Here is a 19,387-nt window from a genome sequence, read left to right on the forward strand (position 1 = left end):
TGGCAACTTCATGTAAATCAAAGAGAATGACTATGGCTACCGGACAATATCTGCTGTGGAAAGACGCACAGGGAGAGGACTTTCGCCCCGTTGCACTGACAGGCACCGATCTGCTCAACGATCGCAATCTCAACAAGGGCACCGCCTTCACCGAACAGGAGCGGGCCGACTTCGAGCTCGACGGCCTCTTGCCGCCCCAGGTGCAGACCTTCGAGGCCCAGCTGGAGCGGGTCTATCAGGGCTTCCTGAGCGCCTGCAGCGACATCGAGAAGTACCAGAACCTGCGGGCCCTGCAGGATCGCAACGAGACCCTGTTCTACGCCCTGCTGTCGCGCCACGTGGAGGAGATGACTCCCTACATCTATACCCCGACCGTGGGCAAGGCGTGCCAGGAGTTCAGCCACCGCTTCCAGAAGCCCCGCGGCCTCTACATCACCCCGAAGAACGTCGATGACATGGGCTCCCTCGCCCGCCACATGGACGCCAAGGCGGTGCGCATCATAGTCGTCACCGACAGCCAGGGGATCCTCGGCATCGGCGATCAGGGGGTGGGGGGCATGGGCATCCCCATCGGCAAGCTCTCCCTCTATACCCTGGGGGCCGGCATCCACCCCGCCTGCTGTCTGCCCATAGCGCTGGACGTGGGCACCGACAACCAGGCGCTGCTGGACGACCCCATGTACCTGGGTCAGCCCCATCGCCGCATTCGCGGCAAGGAGTACGACGACTTCATCGACAAGTTCGTGGCCGGGGTCAAGCGCCACTTCCCCAACGCCGTGTTGCAGTGGGAGGACTTCAGCAAGTCCAACGCCTTCAACAACCTCTCCCGCTACCAGCAGACGCTGCCCTCGTTCAACGACGACATCCAGGGCACAGGGGCCGTGGTGCTGGCGGGCATCATAGGTGCAGTCAAGTCCAAGGGCGAGACCCTGGGCCAGCAGCACTATCTGGTCTATGGGGCCGGGGCCGGCGGGGTCGGGGTGGCGGATCAGATCTGCGCGGGGATGATCCGCGAGGGGCTGGATCCGCAGGCGGCGCGGGATCGCATCTACATCCTGGACACCCAGGGGCTGGTGTGCGACAACCGCGAGGGGCTGGATGAATACAAGCGCCGCTACGCCAAGCCGGGCCTGCTGCTGGCTCAGTGGGATCTGCAGGGCAAGGCGGGACTGACCGAGGTGCTGCGCCACGTGCCCATCAGCGTGCTGCTCGGCACCAGCGGGGCCGGTGGCGCCTTCCAGGAGGAGCATATCCAGCTGATGCTGGGCCACTGCGAGCGCCCCATGGTGTTCCCCCTCTCCAACCCCACCGCCAACTGCGAGGCGCTGCCGGAGGACATCTTCCGCTGGAGCCAGGGCCGCGCCATCGTCGCCACCGGCAGCCCGTTCAAGGACGTGCACCATGAGGGCCAGACGTTCCGGATCGGCCAGGGCAACAACGTCTTCATCTTCCCCGGTGTGGGGCTGGCCGCCATCGTCAGCCAGATCCGCGAGATAAGCCCGGATATCTTCACCACAGCGGCCTTCGCGCTGGCGGAGTGCGTGGATGAGGCGGATCTCGCCCGGGGCACCGTCTACCCGAGGATCAGCGAGCTGCGCAACATCTCGGTACACGTGGCGACAGCTGTGCTCAAGGACATAGTGCGACGGGACCCCTCCCACCCGCTGATTGGCCAGGATCTGCAGCAGCACATCCTGAGCCACATGTGGGAGCCTGTCTATCTGCCCTATCGCCGGGTCTGACACGGGACAGGAATCGCGACGGGGTGGCACTGCCACCCCGTTTTTTTTGCTCCCGGCCACCACAGGGGCGAAGGGCGGCGGATGTCACCCTTTTTCGAACCTGCGCCCGCAGCAGGCGATGGATGGCGGCCCGGGCTGAAAGCCTTGTCATCACATTCGGCCAGAAAAACGATTGGCGTCGGCCACAAAAGTGCGTAAAATCGCATACTCGATGCTTGTAGCAACGAATCCCGCCTAAAAAGCCAGTTTCATGCCCTCCCCAAGCAGTGAAAGGTAACGAATGACGCCAAATGGCGCATCTCATGCCTTGAAAAAGTCTTGTGATGACTGAAAAGTGTCAATTATCCCTGTCAGTTATCAAAAAATTAAGGATACCCATGTTTTCCTTGGTCAAGCAAAGCGTCGCCGGGCTGCAAATTCTGTTTGTCGCCTTTGGTGCCATGGTTCTGGTGCCCCTGCTCACCGGATTGAACCCCTCCATGGCCCTGCTTGGCGCCGGTGTAGGCACCCTGCTGTTCCAGCTCTGCACCCGTCGCCAGGTCCCGATCTTCCTCGGCTCCAGCTTCGCCTTCATCGCCCCCATCATCTATGCCACCCAGACCTGGGGCCTGCCCTCCACCATGTTCGGTCTGTTTGCCGCCGGCTTCATGTACTTCATCCTGGCGGCCATCATTCGCGTGCGCGGCATGGGTCTGGTGCACAAGCTGCTGCCCCCTGTGGTGATTGGTCCGGTGATCATGGTGATTGGCCTGTCGGTGGCCCAGGTGGCCTGCAACATGGCCATGGGCCGTGCCGGGGCCGAGCAGGTGGTGGCCCCTGCCACCGCGCTGACCCTGGCGGGGATCTCGCTCGCGGTGACCCTGATTGCAGCCGTGTTCTGCAAGGGCTGGATCAAGCTCATCCCCATCCTCTCCGGCGTCATCGCCGGTTATGTGGCCGCCGTGCTGATGGGCCAGGTGAGCTTCGATGGCATGATCAATGCCCCCTGGCTGGCACTGCCCCACTTCGAGACCCCGGAGATCAACTGGGCCGCGGCCCTCTTCATGCTGCCGGTGGCCATCGCCCCCTGTATCGAGCACATCGGTGGCGTGCTGGCCATCGGCGGCGTGACCGGCAAGGACTACACCAAGGATCCTGGGCTGCACCGCACCCTGGCCGGTGACGGCATCGGCGTCTGCTTCGCCGGTTTCATCGGTGGCCCCCCCGTCACCACCTATGCGGAAGTGACCGGTGCCGTGATGATCACCCGCAACTTCAACCCGGTCACCATGACCTGGGCCGCCGTGTTCGCCATCATTCTGGCCTTCTTCGGCAAGTTCAACGCCCTGCTCACCTCCATCCCCATGCCGGTGATGGGCGGCATCATGCTGCTGCTGTTCGGATCCATCGCCGCCATCGGCCTCAAGACGCTGGTGGAGTCCAAGGTGGATCTGGGGCTGGCCCGCAACATCGCCATCGTCGCCGTGACCCTGACAGTGGGTGTTGGCGCACTGGAGATGAAGATAGGTGACTTCGCCCTGGCGGGCGTGGGTCTGGCCTCGGTGGCTGCGATTCTGCTGAACCTCATCCTGCCCCAGCACTCCGAAGAGGGGGCCATGGAGTCGGCCAAGGACTGATACTGATCCTGGACGCACCATGCCGATGACAAGAGGCCACCCCTGGGTGGCCTCCTGCTTTTGTAGCCTCCCATCGCGAGCGCCTTGACCCATCGGGGGTCGGCCTGGCGACTACAATCAGGGGCGTTGTTCACAGTCAAGGAGACGAACATGAAGACGAGATGGATCCTGGCCCTGCTGGGGATTATCTGGGGGGGCGCGGCCCAGGCCGGTGCGGTGCGCTACCAGGTCGACGATCAGCCCTTCGAAGGCTATTACCTGGCCGCCGCCGACAAGCAGGCGCCTTTGGTGGTGCTGGTGCACGACTGGGACGGGTTGACGGACTACGAGGTGAAGCGGGCCGAGATGCTGGTGGCCCTCGGTTACAGCGTGTTCGCGGTGGACTTGTTCGGAGCAGGCGTCAGACCGACCGCCGTGGAAGAGCGCAAGCGCCTCACCGGGGCGCTCTATCAGGACAGGGCCAGGATGCGCAAGCTGTTGCAGGCAGGGCTCGCCGAGGCGGGCAGGCAGGGCGGCCGGCTCGACAATGCGGTGGCGATGGGCTACTGCTTTGGCGGCGCCGCCGTGCTGGAGCTGGCCCGCAGCGGCGCCAGCCTCAAGGGGATCGTCAGCGTGCACGGGGGGCTGGAGACCCCGGCCGGTCAGAACTACGAGCAGACCAGGGCCAGCCTGCTGATCCAGCATGGCAGCGCGGATCAGGCAGTCTCCCTTGGCCAGTTCGCGGCCCTCATCACCGAGCTGGAGAGCGCCGGGGTGAAGCACGAGGCGACCAGTTACAGCGGCGCCCCCCATGCCTTCAGCGTCTTTGGCTCGGACAATTACCGCGCCGATGCCGATGCCAAGTCCTGGCGGCGCTTCACCGAGTTTCTCGGCGAGGTGACCAAGGGGTAGGGCAGCCGTTGGCGGCGCAGCGGGATCTTGCCACCGAAAGCCCCGAGTGGCGTGGCCCCACTGCTTGCCGGGTCAGCAGAAGTTCAGTGGCGCTGGTTATACTGACGCGAAGAGGGGCTTGTATCTGGCCAGCGCCCCGGGGCACCGGACATTGAGCGCTGATAGCGGGTCGGATGGCCTCTGATCCGGTTCCGGATCGGGCGGCCCCCTCAGCCCCCCGCACATGAGACACGAAGGAGTAATGACATGCGTCTATGGACTCATATACTGGCCGTTCTGCTGCTGGTTGGCTGTGCCAAGGGGGATACCCCCGCCGAGCAACGCAACCACATTCAACAGATGCGCCAGCAGACCCTCTCCACCCTGTATGCTCAGGATGGGAGCACCAGACAGGAGGTGGCAAGATCCAAGGGTTATGCCGTCTTCAGCAATGTGAACAACAACCTGCTGGTACTGAGCGCCGGCAGTGGCTATGGGGTGCTCCGCGACAACCGCACCGGTCGTGACACCTACATGAAGATGGCGACCGCCGGCATGGGGATCGGCATGGGGATCAAGAAATTCCAGGCCGTGATCATCTTCAACGATGCCGCCGCCCTGGACAGATTCATCACCACAGGGTTCGATGCCAGCGCCCAGGCGGATCTGGCCGCCAAGTCGGCGGACGATGGCAAGGTGGTGGTCAGCGAGGCGGCCAATGCCGACTTCCAGAAGGTGAAGATGTACCAGCTCACCGAGCAGGGGCTGGCGGCGCAGGCCACCATGCAGGGTTACAAGTACTGGCCTGACGATGAGCTCAACGGCAGCAGATAAGGCCCTGACACAAGTGTTCACTGCGCGGCGCTCATCAGAGCGCCGCGCGCATTTCTAAGGCTTCAGGCCCGCCAGGCGGGCTTGTCCAGCACCAATACCCTCACCCACATGGCCCCTTCCCCCACGGGTTGGCGGGACGAGAGGCTGAGCTCGCCCGTCTGCGCCGCGATGCGGTGCACGGCCAGGCTGTGGGACTTTTGCCCGGTGGCGATCAGATAGTGGCCGCTGTGGTCGATGGCAAAGCCACGGGGGCAGGCTTCGGTCGGGAAGTGGCCCAGCAGGGTCAGGGCGCCGTCCCCCTGGTCGACCTCGAACAGGCTGAGCTGGCTGCTGGCCCGCTCGCTGGTGTAGAGAAAGCGCCCATCCGGGGTCAGGTGGATGTCGGCCCCCCAGCGCTCTCCCTGATAACCCTCGGGCAGCATGTCTAGGCTCTCCCGCGCGCCGATGCGACCATCCGCCTCCCTGTGGTAGCGGCTGAGGGTGGCATCGAGCTCATTGAGGCAGTAGAGATCGCCGTTGGTGGGGTGCAGCGCCAGATGGCGGGGCCCGGCGCCGGGGGCCGTGTGGATGTCACCCAAGGGATGGGGGCCCAGCTGACCATCCTCTCCCAGGGTGAAGCGGCGGATGACATCCTCCTTGAGGCAGGCGACCAGCAGCTCCTGGTGACCCTGGCTGGTTGTCAGCAGGGTCACCGAGTGGGCGGCCATCAGCCGGTCGATGCGCTGCTGGGGGGCCAGCACCCGACCCCTGTCATCCATGGGCGACACGCTGAGGTGGTCGAAGGCGTAGGAGGCGGCAAAGAAGAAGCGCCCGGTTTCATCGGTGCAGGTGTGGGAGGCGCTGCCATCGAGCGGCGCCGAGCAGGGCGCTCCGAGCCGGCCATCCGCGGCTATGGGGTAGCTCAGCACCCGAAAGTCGGGGCGCACTCCCGCATAGAGCCAGCGCTGGTCCGGGCTGATGACCAGGGGCTGCACCTCGCCGCCGGTCTGGACTTCCTGCAGCGGGACCAGCTCGCCGTCCTCGAGTCGAAACACATGGATCAACCCGCTCACCGGGTTGGCGACATAAACGACTTGCTGCATTGTGATCTCCTTCATGCTCTGGCGCTCATCATTGGATGATTGCTCCAGGCCAGACAAGTAGTTGTGCAGGGAATCGTCTTGATTGGCCGACCCTGTCTTTGTTGTGGCACGGGTTATTTTTCCAGGCTCAGCAGGTAGTTGCGCAGGTTGACGCCGCGATAGGCCAGCCCTGTCTTTGTTGTGGCACGGATTATTTTTCTAGGCTCAGCAGGTAGTTGCGCAGATTGACGCCGCGATTGGCCAGCCCCAGCTTGATGCGCACGCTGTTGCGATGATTCTCCACCGTTTTGCGCGCCACATTGAGGGCGCTGGCGATCTCCTGGCTGGACATGCCGCTGCGAATGAACTCGGCCACCTGCATCTCCGAGGGGGTCAGCACCTCCAGCAGGCGTTGGTTGCCGTCGGCCTGCAGGCTCTTCTCCATGCTGGCGCGGATCAGCTCCAGGCACATCTTGAGGGCCGGATCTTGAATTTGGGTAAGCTTTTGCTCCACTTCGGGCAGGTGGCGGGCGATCAGCTGCTGATGCTGCTCACCGGGCGCCGCCCCCTGGCTGTCGCTGAGTGCGGCCAGGGAGTGAGCGAGTTCGTTGATGAGCCGGTGATCCTGCTCTATGCCTGAGGCGTCCTGGCTCTCGCTCGGCTTGATCTGCAGGCACCAGATGCGGGTGCCGTCCGGTCCGTCATGGGCGAAGAGCTCGAAGGCAAGGTTGAGGATCTCGAAATGCAAGGTGGGCAGGTTGCCCCGGATCCGCTGGCGTATGGCCTTCAGATAGTCGGGACCTACCAGGAACACCAGATCGTCTAGCCGATTGAGGGTCAGGGTATCCACCGGATAGCTGGATGCCACCACCTGCTCCTGCTCATCGAAGCTGATGAAATAGATGTCATTGCGCGCCAGCAGTTGATGGCAGAGCCCCTGCTCGACGATAGGGATCAGCTTGTTACTCATGTTCCTTCCAGTTCTGCATCTCGTGATAAGTCCCCGTATTTCGCCTTCATTCATCCCTGTTGTTGTGTTCGGCTCACCCAGTGAATACCCAGATGCTCAGATTTTTCCTGTCATTAATTAACAAAAATTGAACATCCTGTGAGCTGCGTCGCAAAAACATCGCGCTCTTTAGTGAGGTAGCTCTCATTACAGGCTATAAAGCACCTAGATAATACCTATCGACCACTCAATGGATATAGGGAGAATACCATGTTGGCAAAACGCTCACACTTTTTACTGGCGGCATTGACCGCCGCCATGCTGCTCGGCAACGGGGCCCAGGCCGCCGAGGCGACCACGACCCTGGGGCCCAATGGCGAACAACCAACCCCTTATACCCAGGTAACACTCACTACTGCCCAGCAAGACAGGGTCAAGGCCCAGCATTACACGGCCGCCATCCTGATGCACACCACCTCCGACTGGTCGAGTGCCCTCATCAAGGGTGCCAAAGACAGATTCCATGACTTGAACGTCAAAGTGGTGGCGGTGACCGATGCCGAGTTCAATGCCAACAAGCAGAGGACGGACGTGGAAACCGTGATGGCCATGGCTCCCGACATCATTCTTACCCTGGTGGTCGACCCCGTCTCCGGCGCCGCGGCCTTTCGTCCCGCGGTCCAGCAAGGCAGCAAGCTGGTGCTGATCAGCAACCTGCCAACGGGATTTGAATATGGCAAGGATTACGCCGGCATCGTCACCGACGACCTGTTCGAGATGGGGGGGCTGGCTGCCGACATGCTGGCCAAGACGGTGGGTGAGCAGGGAAAGATAGGCTTCATCTACCACGAGGCCAATTACTACGTCACCAATCAGCGGGATCAGGCGGTGTTGACCAACCTGGCCAAGCATCACCCAGGCGTCCAGATCCTCGCCAAGCAGGGCATTGCCAACGCCAATGATGGTGAGGTGGTTGCCTCGGCTCTCATCACCCAGCACCCGGACATCCAGGCCATCTATGCCCCCTGGGATTCCATTGCCGAAGGGGTGGTCGCCGCGACGCGGGCCGCCGGACGCAGTGACATCAAGGTGATCACCATGGACCTGGGCGCCGCCAATGCCCTGGACATGGCCAAGGGCCGCAACGTGGCCGGCATAGTGACGGATTTACCTTATGACCTCGGCCAGACCCTGGCCACCATGGGGGCCCTGGCCAAGCTGGGAGAACAGACCCCTCCCTTCGTCACCGTCTCCGCCGATGCGGTGACCCGCGACAACCTGGCCGATGCCTGGCAACAGGCGCTGCGTCGGGATCCTCCGGCCGCCGTTACCAAGGCACTCAGTCAATAAGCGTACGGGTAGCCGCTTCGCAGGCGGCTACCCGTTCCATCTCACGGAAGGAGTCATCACATGGAGCTGTACGCCATAGAGGCGAGTGGTATCAAGAAGGGGTTTGACGGCATCCCCGTGCTCAAGGATGTGTCGTTTCGTCTCAAGCGAGGCGAGGTGCATGCCATCGTCGGTCAGAACGGGGCGGGTAAGTCCACCCTGGTCAAGCTGCTCAACGGCTTTCATGGTCGGGATGGTGGCGAGGTGCTGTTGTTTGGCAAACCCTGCCGCTTCACTACCCCCAAAGAGGCGCAGGCCGAGGGGATCGCCATGGTGTATCAGGATCTCAGCCTGGTACCGACCCTGTCGGTGGCCGACAACATCTTCCTGGCTGGCGGCGGCGAGAGTGGCTCGATCATCTCCAACCGGGACAGGGTCAGGCGTGCCGCCCCCCTACTCGCCATGCTGGGTGTCGATCTGGATCCGGACTGCGAGGTGGGGCGGCTGAGCGTTGGTCAGCAGCAGTTCGTCGAGATAGCCAAGGCCCTGGCCCAGAATGCCCGCATCCTGGTGCTTGACGAGCCGACCGCCTCGCTCTCCAACAATGAGATCAACGAACTGTTCAAGGTGATCGCCACCCTCAAGGGGCAGGGGATGTCGATCATCTACATCACCCACTATCTCAGCGACATCATGCGGGTCTGCGACGCCGTGACCGTGCTGCGTGACGGCCATACGGTGCTCGCCACCCACACGGCCAACACCAGCGTCGAGGCACTGGTCGAGGCCATGCTCGGCAGCAAGGGCGACACCAGCCTGAGCTGGTCACGCCCGGGGTCTGCCGTGGATGCCGTGCCTCTGCTCGAGCTTGAGGGCGTCTCGAATGCACAGCTGCACGACATCTCCCTCAGGGTGATGCCGGGCCAAGTCGTGGGATTGGCGGGTCTGCTGGGCAGTGGCCGTACCGAGATCCTTGAGGCCATCTATGGCCTGACACCCATCCAGGCGGGCGAGATCCGCATCGATGGCGAGCCGGTGCGGATCCGCTCACCCAGGCAGGCCATCTCGCTTGGCATCAACATGGTACCGGAGGAGCGGCGCAGCCAGGGCTTGGTGCTCGATTTCTCGGTGGCCGACAACATGTTGATGGCCGCCTATGACCGGCTCACCCAGGGATTGGGTCTGGACAAGCCCAAGGGAGACGCCATGGTGCGGGCCCAGATCAAGAGCCTGGGGGTCAAGACCAGCGGTCCGGAGCAGTCGGTGCGTTTTCTCTCCGGCGGCAACCAGCAGAAGGTGGTGATCGGCAAGTGCCTTTCTACCAAGGCCAAGGTGTTGCTGCTCGACGATCCCACCTTCGGCATCGATATCCATGCCAAGTACGAAATCATGAAGATAGTGGACAGCTATGTCGCCGCCGGTAACGGGGCCATCTTCGTGTCGAGTGAATATGCAGAGGTCGCCAGCTTCTGTGACTTCATCTATGTGGTGAACAAGGGGCGCATCGTCGCCTGCCTGGAAGGGCGACGGATGAATGAAGAGACGCTGCTGGCGGCGGTTCAATGACAAACAAGGAGCCCTGCGTGGTGAACAAGGGACATAGGGTCGTCGCCTGCCTGGAAGGGCGACGGGTGAATGAAGAGACGCTGCTGGCGGCGGTTCAATAACAAGCAAGGAGTCAAGGATGAAAGATTTAACTCTGCCGGCGCCCAAGGGCCGCGGTATCAACTGGCGCGACTACATCATCTACATGGTGTTCGTGGGCATCTTCGTGTTCTTTTCCGTGGTGCTTCATGACAAAGGTTTCCTGAGCGCCGTCAACCTGATGAACATCGCGCGTCAGACCGCCACCATCGCCATCATGGCGGTGGGCATGACCTTCGTGCTGAGTGCCGCCGAGATAGATCTCTCGTTCGGTGCCACGGTCGCACTCAGTGCCATAGTCGCGGCGCTGACCCTGCAGGAGACGGACAGCATTCTACTGGCGGTCTCGGCGGCACTCCTGGTGGGCACCATGATTGGGGCCATCAACGGCCTGTTCGTGACCCAGGTCGGCATTCCCTCCTTCCTGGTGACCCTGGGTACCACCGGCATCATCACCGGCATCGCTCGCTGGTCCACCTCGCTGCAATCCATCCCCATCGACAACGACCTCTATGTGTTCATCTTTGGCTCGGGTGACATAGGGCCCATCTCGGTGCTCTTCATCTGGACCATTCTGGTGACGGTGGCAGGCGCCTTCGTGCTGCGCAACACCCGCTTCGGCAAGCAGGTGCTGGCTACCGGGGGCAACAAGATCTCCGCCATGTATTCGGGCATCAACATCAACCGCATCAAGCTCTACGTGCTGATGCTCAACGGTTTTCTCGCCGCTCTCGCGGGCATCCTCTACTCGGGGCGGCTGCAAAGCGCCCGCTACACCCTGGGGGAGAGCGATCTCATGCTGGTGATTGCCGCCGTCATCATAGGGGGGACCAATCTGTTTGGTGGCAAGGGCATGGTGGTGGGATCCGTCATCGGCGCCCTCATCATGGGCATGGTCAACAATGGCCTGATCCTGATGGGGCTGAACGTGGATCAGCAACTGATCCTGCGCGGCATCATCGTCATCGTCGCTGTCACCTTCACCATGGGGCAGCTCAAACAGCTGCGAAAAAAATAAATTTATTATCAGATACTTAAGGAAGAGAACATGAAGATGGATCCCAAGGTGGCGAGCATCATCTCCGGCTGGAGCCTGAAAGAGAAGGTGGGTCAGTTGTTCATCCTGGCCTTCCCGGGCAAGTCCGCCGAGCAGGCGCGCACCATGATAGTCGAGTACAACCTGGGAGGCTGTTACCTGAGCCAGGACAACGGCGATACCTTCGCCGAGGCCCAGCAATTGACTCGGGAGCTGGCCAGCATAGGTGCCGAGCAGGGTCGCCTACCGCTGCTGCTCGGAGTGGATCAGGAGGGGGCCTGGGGTGTGCTGGTGGGGGAGTCCACCACTGGGCCCGGCAATCTGGCTCTCGGTGTGGCCGAGACCGGGCAGGGTACCGAAGCCATGTACAAGACCATGGCCGAGGAGATGCGCCTTGCCGGTTTCAACTGCATTCTGGGGCCCTGCTGCGACGTGAACTTCAATCCCAGCTCCCCCATCATCGACAGCCGCTCCTTCGGGGACAGGCCCGCCAAGGTGGCGTTGCACGCGGCGGCGGCGGTGCGCGGTCTGCATCAGGGGGGTATCTGTGGCAGCGGCAAGCACTTCCCCGGGCACGGCGACACTCAGGGTGACACCCACAGGGAGATCCCCAGGGTCGACAAGTCCTTCAGCGAGTTGCGCGAGCAGGATCTGCGGCCCTTCCAGGCCGCCATCGATGCCGGGGTGGATCTCATCATGACCAGCCACATCCTCTATCCGCAGCTCGACAGTCAGCACCCGGCCACGCTCTCATCGATCATCTTGCAGGATCTGCTGCGCACCGAGATGGGCTTCGAGGGCATCATCATCTCCGACAGCATGAACATGGGGGCCATCGTTCATCACTACTCCCCCGCCACGGCGGCAGTGCTGGCGCTCAAGGCGGGCATCAACATGATCATGCTCTCCGAGGAGCACTACGATCACAGCGACTCCTACCTCGACAAGCAGTTCGCCATGATCCACGGCATCATGGCCGCGGTGGCGGCGGGGGATCTGGACGAGGCAGTGATCGATGCCGCCCTGGCTCGCATCCTTGCCTTCAAGCTCGCCAAGCTGGTGCCCATGGCGCTCTATCAACCCACCGACATGGCGGCAAACCAGCAGGTGGCCAACCGCTGTGCCAACCAGGCGCTCACCTGGCTACGCCAGGTGCCCGAGTTGGGCGAGGGGCCCTTCTATGTGCTCAACGCCACACCGGCGACCAGCTATCACAACCTCACCAATCCCCGTGGCATAGGCCCCAACCAGCGTGAACCTGCCTTCGATCACTTCCTCGCGGCTCTGGACCAGGGCGCTCGACGGGTGCTGTCCGTGACGCCCGAGCAGCTGGCAACTGTCGGCGACGACTGGCTGCTGGTGGTGACCGAGCACCATCCTCTGCCCGGAGAAGACTTCGCCCAAGGGGAGGCCCAGGCCTTGGTCCGCCGGCTCAGCCGCGAGGTCGAGAAGCTGATAGTGGTGGCACTGCGCAGCCCTTATGACCTGCTCGGTTATCCGGATGTGCGCTACTACCTGTGCAGCCACTCGGCCCGCCCCGAGAGCGCTCGCGCCGCCGCCAAGGTGTTGAATGGCACCCTGGCGACCCAGCACAGCCGGGCGGTGAGTCTGGTCAGTTAACTTTTGTTTTTCCCGCCATCCCGGATGGCGGGGGATTTCTCCTAGGAGTCTGTGGTTGGGAGCCTGCATGGGCAATTGCCCGGTGATTAATGGACTAATTAGAGGGTTCAGGCTTTGAAAAGCACCATGAAAATAGTGTCGGCAACCATGTTGCTCGCGTTGGCTGTCCCCGCTCTGGCGGCCAAGGGGGGCACTCAGGACTTCCTGGATGCGCTGCGCAACTTTGAATCCGGTATCAATCCGGCACTGGCAGATTTTTATCTGCAAAACCTCGACAACCCTGTCTACACCTATGCCCAGGTGACGGCGCCGGGTCGTCTGGTTCGGGACTGCTCGACCGGCAGCATGTTGTCCGAGCCAACCATCATCAGCGGCTTCTTCAACAAGCTGGGGGTGGGCAGCATCTATAATTCCGCTACCCCGACCGATGCGGCCATGTTCCGGAAGATGCAGTACAACTCCTTGAACGCTTGGGGTTTTATCGGTTATCAGCTGGGTGAGGCGGTGTTGATCGATGCCGGTTACTACAGCCCGAAACAGGTGACTGTCGATGGTAAGGAGTACGACAGCTTCTACATGTTCGTGCCGGACTCCACCTGGGCGGGTTGCAAGACCGAGGCCCTGGCCGAGATTGAGGGCTCGGGCGGCAACAAGGTCTATGTGACCGATGTCAACCGCTGGCAGGGCACCTTTGTCGGCAAGAATGGGGTCAACTCCCTGGCGGATTTGCGCCTGCCGGAGAAACAGGAGCTGGTGATGCGCGACGCCATGCATTTCAACTATCAGGTGATAAGCAAGCTGCTCAAGGACGCCAACATGACCTGGGCCCAGGCCCTGGCCAAGAGCTGGCCCGATAAGGATGACAACGGTCAGCCAATTCAGGTCCGTGCCACCATGTCAGGCATACTGGCGGCGGCACACCTGCGTGGCGCCTGGGGGGTCGGCGCCCTGCTGACCAAGGATCAGATCACCTGTGATGAGCTCGGGACCTGCATCACCAAGTACGTCTACAAGTTTGGTGACTACAACAGCCTGTTTGACACCCCGGGTGACAGCATCACCCAGGGCTCGCCTTATGATGAGGTGCTGACGGCCGGTTGGGGCAATGACATTGTCATCACTGGTGGTGGCAAGGATCAGATCCTGCTCAACGAGCAGGCGAACGGCCTGACCACGGTCAATGACTTCACCCCAGGCAATGATCTCATCGTGCTGCGTGGCTGGAGCATGGCGGATCCCCTGGCGGATCTGGTGATTGGTGATGTCGCCGATGGCGCCGAGTTGCAGTTTGCCGGTCAGCGCGTCCTGCTCAAGGGGGTCAGCGCGGCGTCGGTGCAGGCCAATCCGGCTGCCGTCATCACCAAATCCGATATCTACACCCTGGCCTGGAACTCGGGCAAGCAGGTGGTCCAGGGCTTCGATCCGGCGGTCGACAAGATTGCGGGCAGCGCCGGCATCGGCTTCAAACACCTGAAGGCCTATGAGACGGCCACCTCGGTGGTGATAGGCCCGCAGGCGGAGGATGGCGGCATCTACTCCTCCTATGAGCTGGTGGGGCTGACCCTCAAGGATATCAGACCCGAGATGTTCACCAATGTCACCGGCAGCTACGATCGCCTCGGCTACATAGTGCCGCTTAGCTCGCTGAACTGGGGTTGGAACATGACGCTGGTCGTCAGTCGCTTCGATCCGGCCAAGACGGTCATCACCACCCCGAGCAACCAGCCGGTGCCTTTCTCTGGCATCAAGCTGAGCCAGGAGGGGAGCGACGTGGTCATCAGCCTGGTTGAACCCTATGCCAAGGGGGATGCCAAGCAGATAGTGCTGAAGAACACGGCGGTGAATACCCTCAGTGCGACCAACTTCGCCGGTTTTAGCGGCAGCTACAGCGAAGCCACCATCGACATTCCCGTCTTCTTCGACATCAGCGTGAACGTCGGGGTCGGCGGCACTCTGTCACCGGCGCCGGTGAACGGGGTGTTGAAGGCCAAGGGGGGAACCAGCTTCACCGTCACCCTGTTGCCCGATACCGGTTACAAGGTGAAATCCCTCACCGTCGATGGTGTGGCGCAGGCTGTGGCTGGTAGCTACACCTTCACCGCCGTGAAGGGTGCCCATAGCCTGTCGGTCAGCTTCGAGCAGGGCAGCAGTTGCCCGGCAAGCTGGGCCACCGGGTCTGTGTATACCACGGGCAACCAGGTGACCTACAACGGCAACATCTATGAGGCCAAGTGGTGGAACAGTGGCAATGTGCCGAGCGCAGGGGACCCCTGGAAGCTGATCGGTGCCTGCAGCTAGGCGGCCTTTATGCGCGCCGGGTGATAGCTGTCACCTAACAACACAGGCCCCACTTCGGGGCCTGTGTTTCTTGATGGGCTCATGTGCGGGGTGTCAGGGCCGGCTCAGGATCTCCTGGATGACGGGCACCACTGAGAGGGCCAGCAGGGCCGCCATGGCATGGTTGAATCTGCGGCGGGCGAGGGCATTGGTCAGCCAGCGCTTGAGCAGGGTGCCGCACAGCAGCCAGAGCCCGACGCAGGGGAAAGAGACGATGAAGAAGGTCAGGGCTATGGTCAGGTTCTGCTGATGGAAGTCGGCCCCTGCGCTGGTGAAGGCGGCGATGGCGCCGGTGGCGACCACCCAGGCCTTGGCATTGACCCATTGGAACAGGGCGCCCTTGAGGAACCCCAGGGGGCGGGCTGAGGCGTCTCCCGTCACCTCGTCGGCGGAGCGGGCAATCAGCCAGGCGAGATAGAGCAGATAGAGGGTGCCGACACACTTGATGACGAAGTGCAGGCTGGGGAAGAGGGTGAACAGCTGGCCGAAGCCCAGCCCCACCAGCAACAGCATCAGGGTGAAGCCGACGCAGATCCCCATGAGCAGCGGCAGGCTGCGCCTGATCCCGAAGTTGGCGCCGGCGCTCATCACCATGATGTTGTTCGGTCCCGGGGTGACCGATGCCGAGATGGCAAAGAGCACCACGGCGTAGAGATAGTCCATGAGATCCTCGTGGGTGACATTCCGTTGTCTTCCCTATATTGGGGGCCTGCTCCCGCTTTCAAGGCCGGCAGCCCGGGTAAAAAAACAGGCTCCAATGAGGAGCCTGTTTGCAGGGGCAGGAGGTCGGCATCAGGCCGGCTTGCCACCATTGGGCGGCGGCAGGCCCGGGCGGGACTCTATCTTCTGCTCGTCCCCTTGCCGGTTCTTGATGTGGACGTCCATCTGGTTGAACGCGATGTCGATGCCGTGTTCACGGAACAGTACGTCGATGCGGCGGTTCAGCTCATCGATGGCCGGGTTGCGATCCCCGAGCTCGCTCACGAAGAAGCGCAGCTCGTGATCCAGGGTGCTGGGGCCGAAGGTGAGGAAGTAGACGATGGGGGCAGGGTCTTTCAAGACCCGGCTGTTCTCCGTGGCCGCCTGCATCAACAGCTTGCGGGTCAGCTCCAGATCCGAACCATAGGCCACCCCGACCCGGGCGATGACCCGGGTGACGGTATCGGACAGGGACCAGTTGATCAGCCGCTCTATCATCAGCTGCTGGTTCGGGATGATCACCTCCTTGCGGTCGAAGTCGGTGAGGGTGGTCGAACGGATGCGGATCTTGTTGACCGTGCCCGAGATGGTGCCGATGGTGACGGTGTCCCCGATCCGCACCGGGCGCTCGAACAGTATGATGATGCCGGAGATGAAGTTGGAGACGATCTGCTGCATGCCGAAGCCGATACCGACCGAGAGGCCGGCGGCCAGCCACTGCAGCTTCTCCCACTGGACCCCCAGCATGGCCAGGGCGGTGAGCGAGCCCATCCCGATCAGCACATAGTTGAGCATGGTGGTGAAGGCGTAGGCGGTGCCCTGGGCGAGGCGCAGCTTGGAGAGCACCAGCACCTCCAGCAGGCCTGGCAGGTTGCGGGCCAGCGACAGGGCCGCCCCGAACAGGAACAGGCCGGTCAGCACGTCGCTCAGGCTGATGGGGTAGAGCACGGCGTTGGCACCCGTGCCCTCGCTCTTGTGCCACAGCACCACGCTGTCGAGGTAGGTGAAGACAGCGACCAGATCGGACCAGAGCCAGTAGAAGGCGACGCCGAACACCAGCAGCAGCATGATGCGGGTCAGGCGCAGGGACTGCTGGCTGACCTCTTCCAGATCCATGGGCTGCTCTTCGATGGCCTCGCCCCCTTCCGCATCTTCCGAAGGCTTGTGTTCGCGCTTGGCGACGGCGCGGCGGTAGGCCAGACGACGGGCCGCCAGCTCCAGACCACGCAGGGCGGTGCGATAGACCAGGCTCCAGATGATGATGAGGTAGAAGGATTCGATCAGGCGACCGGTCAGCTTCAGGGCGGTGTAGTAGTAGCCGAGCGCCGCCAGCACCATCAGGGCCACCGGCGCCAGCGCCAGGGCGACGGCCGTCATGGTCTGCAGCATGCTGGCCTCGCCCTTGATGCGAGCGCGGGAGATGGGCAGCACCAGGTAGGCAGTCAGCCCCAGCAGCAGCATGGTCAGCGCCTGGCCGATCACGTCGTTGCCCAGCGATGAGGGCTCCACCACCGCCTTGGTCGAGAGCATGATGAGGGGCAGCAGGGGCAGCCAGAGGTAACGCATGCTGTTGCGCTTGGCCTGCAGCTCGTCCCGCGGGATGCGGAAGTGGCTCTCGCCGATGCCGCCAGGGCGCATCACCGACAGGTAGACGCTGAACACCAGGTAGCCCAGTGCCAGGTTAAGAGTGATCTGGAAGATGAGGCGCGGGCTCAGCAGGCCGCAATAGGCCAGCAGCAGGCCGGCGGCCAGGATGAAGAGGGTTCCCGGCAGGCGCTGCAATACGGTGTAGAGCAGGGCGCGGGGGGTGTGCCACTGGCTGTCCTGGCGGAAGCGGCCGAGATCCTTGGCGATCCGCTGCTGGCGCTTGACCAGGGTCGGGCGTTTCCACAGCAGCAGGCCACCCACCAGCAGCAGCGGCAGTGCCAGCAGGGAGACCGCCAGCAGCATGTCGCCCCAGCCTTGCCAGTCCGGCTTGAGCACCCAGTCGGAGGCCTGCTTGTAGGCATGGCCCGGCCAGTTGATGAACCACTTGCCATCGATGGGCTTGTTGCTACTGACCCAGAAGATGTGCTGTTGCAGGGTGAATTCGATGGAGGCATAGATGCGCGTCAGCTGCTGCTGGGTGAGCTGCAGGCTGATGGCGTTGGTCAGCTGGGCATCCATCTGGCGGTTGAGCTGATCCAGCAGGCTGATGCGAGTGTCGATCAGCTTGACCAGGATGGCCTTGTCCTCTTCGCTGACGGTCTCCCTGCTGTTGGCGATCAGGTTGTCCAGATACTGGCCCTTCTGGAACAGCTGATCCCGTTGCTGGCTCAGTTCAAACTGGGCAAGGTGCAGGTCGGCTATCTGCTCTTCCAGGTTCTTCACCAGGGTGGAGGGGGCAGCCTCCAGCTGCTGGTAGAGCTGATAGAGGATGCGTGACAGCAGCAGGTTGCCCTTGAGCATCTGCACCTGTTCGTTCAGGTTGCGCTCGGTCTGGGTGCCGCGCTCCAGCCAGCTCTTGGCCTGCAGGTTTTTCTGGGCGAGCAGGTTGAGGTTGGTGGTGGCGCTGATGAGCTGCTGGCTGAGCTGGTGGTTGATCTCCTGCTCTTTTTGCACCAGCGGGTTGTTCTGGGTAGCGACCAGCTCGCCGGTCTGCTCGGCGGCCTTCTCGGTGTCGCCGAGGCGCTTGGCGCTGCTCTGCTCCTGCAGGGCCTGCAGTTTCTGCTCTTCATGGGCGAGGCGCGCACTCTGGTAGTCGCGCTGCTTGACCGCCAGATCCTGCATGCTGGTGCGGTTGTCCAGATCCTTTTGCAGGTTGGCCAGTTGCAAGTCCAGCAAGGCCAGCTCGGTATTGAGCTTCATCTTCTCGGCGCTGCTCACGCCGTCCCCGGAGTTCAGGCGAGTGCGGATCTCCTGGCTGCGTTGATAGGCGCGGCTCATGTTGGCCTGAGCCCGCTCCGGCAGGGTCTGCAGGCTGGTGATCTGGCTGCCTATGGTGCCGAGGGCCTCCTGGGCATCCTGCATGTTGGCCAGTACCTCCGGCTGACGGCTCTCCAGCTCCGCCAGGCTCATGCTGGCGTATTCGCTCCTGAGCTGCTCAGGACCCTTGTCCTGGGCCAGGGAGTCTATCTTGGCGCCTATCTCTTTCATTTCGCCGGGCAGGGAGCGAACCCGCTGTGCCAGCGTTTTGGCCTTGGCCTGCTCCTTCTCGATGCTGTCGAGCAGGGCCAAGGTATCGGTCAGCAACTTCTGATCCGCCTGCTGGCTGACGGTGAGGGTCTCTGACTTGCCGAGGGCATCGAGCGCCCGCTGTACGGTGGCGCGCTGGGGCAGATCCTGCGCCATGGCTTGCGGGGCGCAGAGGCTGATGAGTAAACAGAGCAGCGGCAACAGGGTGGCCGAGGCTCTTCTGAACTGTATTGAGGGCATAAAACGTCCGGGTGATTATGCGAGATTCGGGAGGTTTCCCACTGGGGGGAAATCCGCGTGGATTCTAGCACCGGCGCGAGAGAGGCAGCAGGGGGGAGAGATAAAAAAAACGGCGCCCCAAGGCGCCGTTTTCAATGGTTCAGGACTGATTACAGTACGTGAACGGAGGCGGTGTTGGTGGTACCGCTCGGTACCAGGGCACCGGAGACCATGACGACCACGTCACCCTTCAGGCC

General features: G+C 62.4%; 13 protein-coding genes. 9 read left to right on the forward strand and 4 right to left on the reverse strand.

What is annotated here, in order from left to right; all coding sequences use genetic code 11:
- Positions 1-32: 32 nt before the first annotated feature.
- From HB860_RS04520 to HB860_RS04535, 4 genes are all read left to right on the forward strand, one after another.
- Complete coding sequence (locus HB860_RS04520) at positions 33-1,742, forward strand: NAD-dependent malic enzyme (protein ID WP_247625852.1); 1,710 nt, start codon at positions 33-35, stop codon at positions 1,740-1,742.
- A gap of 377 nt (positions 1,743-2,119) precedes the next feature.
- Positions 2,120-3,358, forward strand: coding sequence for a uracil-xanthine permease family protein (locus HB860_RS04525; RefSeq protein ID WP_162519309.1), 1,239 nt, complete (start codon positions 2,120-2,122; stop codon positions 3,356-3,358).
- 150 nt (positions 3,359-3,508) lie between these two features.
- Positions 3,509-4,249, forward strand: coding sequence for a dienelactone hydrolase family protein (locus HB860_RS04530; RefSeq protein ID WP_247625853.1), 741 nt, complete (start codon positions 3,509-3,511; stop codon positions 4,247-4,249).
- A gap of 246 nt (positions 4,250-4,495) precedes the next feature.
- A complete protein-coding gene (locus HB860_RS04535; protein ID WP_247625854.1) occupies positions 4,496-5,062 on the forward strand; it encodes a YSC84-related protein in 567 nt (188 codons plus the stop codon).
- A gap of 62 nt (positions 5,063-5,124) precedes the next feature.
- On the opposite strand, the gene pgl is transcribed toward HB860_RS04535, so the two are convergent.
- Complete coding sequence (pgl, locus tag HB860_RS04540; RefSeq protein ID WP_247625855.1) at positions 5,125-6,144, reverse strand: 6-phosphogluconolactonase; 1,020 nt, start codon at positions 6,142-6,144, stop codon at positions 5,125-5,127.
- A gap of 190 nt (positions 6,145-6,334) precedes the next feature.
- Complete coding sequence (locus tag HB860_RS04545) at positions 6,335-7,093, reverse strand: response regulator transcription factor (protein WP_247625856.1); 759 nt, start codon at positions 7,091-7,093, stop codon at positions 6,335-6,337.
- A gap of 249 nt (positions 7,094-7,342) precedes the next feature.
- On the opposite strand from HB860_RS04545, the gene HB860_RS04550 reads away from it, so the two are divergent.
- The 5 genes from HB860_RS04550 to HB860_RS04570 all read left to right on the forward strand — a co-directional run bounded on the left by HB860_RS04550 (position 7,343) and on the right by HB860_RS04570 (position 14,999).
- A complete protein-coding gene (locus HB860_RS04550; RefSeq protein WP_197970377.1) occupies positions 7,343-8,422 on the forward strand; it encodes a substrate-binding domain-containing protein in 1,080 nt (359 codons plus the stop codon).
- 60 nt (positions 8,423-8,482) lie between these two features.
- Positions 8,483-9,967: a sugar ABC transporter ATP-binding protein gene (locus tag HB860_RS04555; RefSeq protein WP_247625857.1), complete on the forward strand. Its 1,485-nt coding sequence runs from the start codon at positions 8,483-8,485 to the stop codon at positions 9,965-9,967.
- Positions 9,968-10,085: 118 nt separating this feature from the next.
- Positions 10,086-11,063 (forward strand): ABC transporter permease, encoded by a 978-nt coding sequence (locus tag HB860_RS04560; protein WP_202046797.1) that lies wholly within the window; start codon positions 10,086-10,088, stop codon positions 11,061-11,063.
- 30 nt (positions 11,064-11,093) lie between these two features.
- Entirely contained in the window at positions 11,094-12,701 is a 1,608-nt protein-coding gene (locus HB860_RS04565; RefSeq protein ID WP_247625858.1) for a glycoside hydrolase family 3 N-terminal domain-containing protein, read from the forward strand.
- A 126-nt stretch (positions 12,702-12,827) separates the two neighbouring features.
- Positions 12,828-14,999: a carbohydrate-binding protein gene (locus tag HB860_RS04570; protein WP_247625859.1), complete on the forward strand. Its 2,172-nt coding sequence runs from the start codon at positions 12,828-12,830 to the stop codon at positions 14,997-14,999.
- Between the two features lie 93 nt (positions 15,000-15,092).
- Here the strand turns inward: HB860_RS04570 and HB860_RS04575 are convergent, their stop codons facing one another.
- Both HB860_RS04575 and mscK read right to left on the reverse strand, forming a co-directional pair.
- Positions 15,093-15,701: a LysE family translocator gene (locus HB860_RS04575; protein WP_025327715.1), complete on the reverse strand. Its 609-nt coding sequence runs from the start codon at positions 15,699-15,701 to the stop codon at positions 15,093-15,095.
- A gap of 129 nt (positions 15,702-15,830) precedes the next feature.
- Complete coding sequence (mscK, locus tag HB860_RS04580; RefSeq protein WP_247625860.1) at positions 15,831-19,151, reverse strand: mechanosensitive channel MscK; 3,321 nt, start codon at positions 19,149-19,151, stop codon at positions 15,831-15,833.
- Between the last annotated feature and the right edge of the window lie 236 nt (positions 19,152-19,387).

Source organism: Aeromonas genomosp. paramedia (assembly GCF_023093515.1).
GTDB lineage: Bacteria > Pseudomonadota > Gammaproteobacteria > Enterobacterales > Aeromonadaceae > Aeromonas.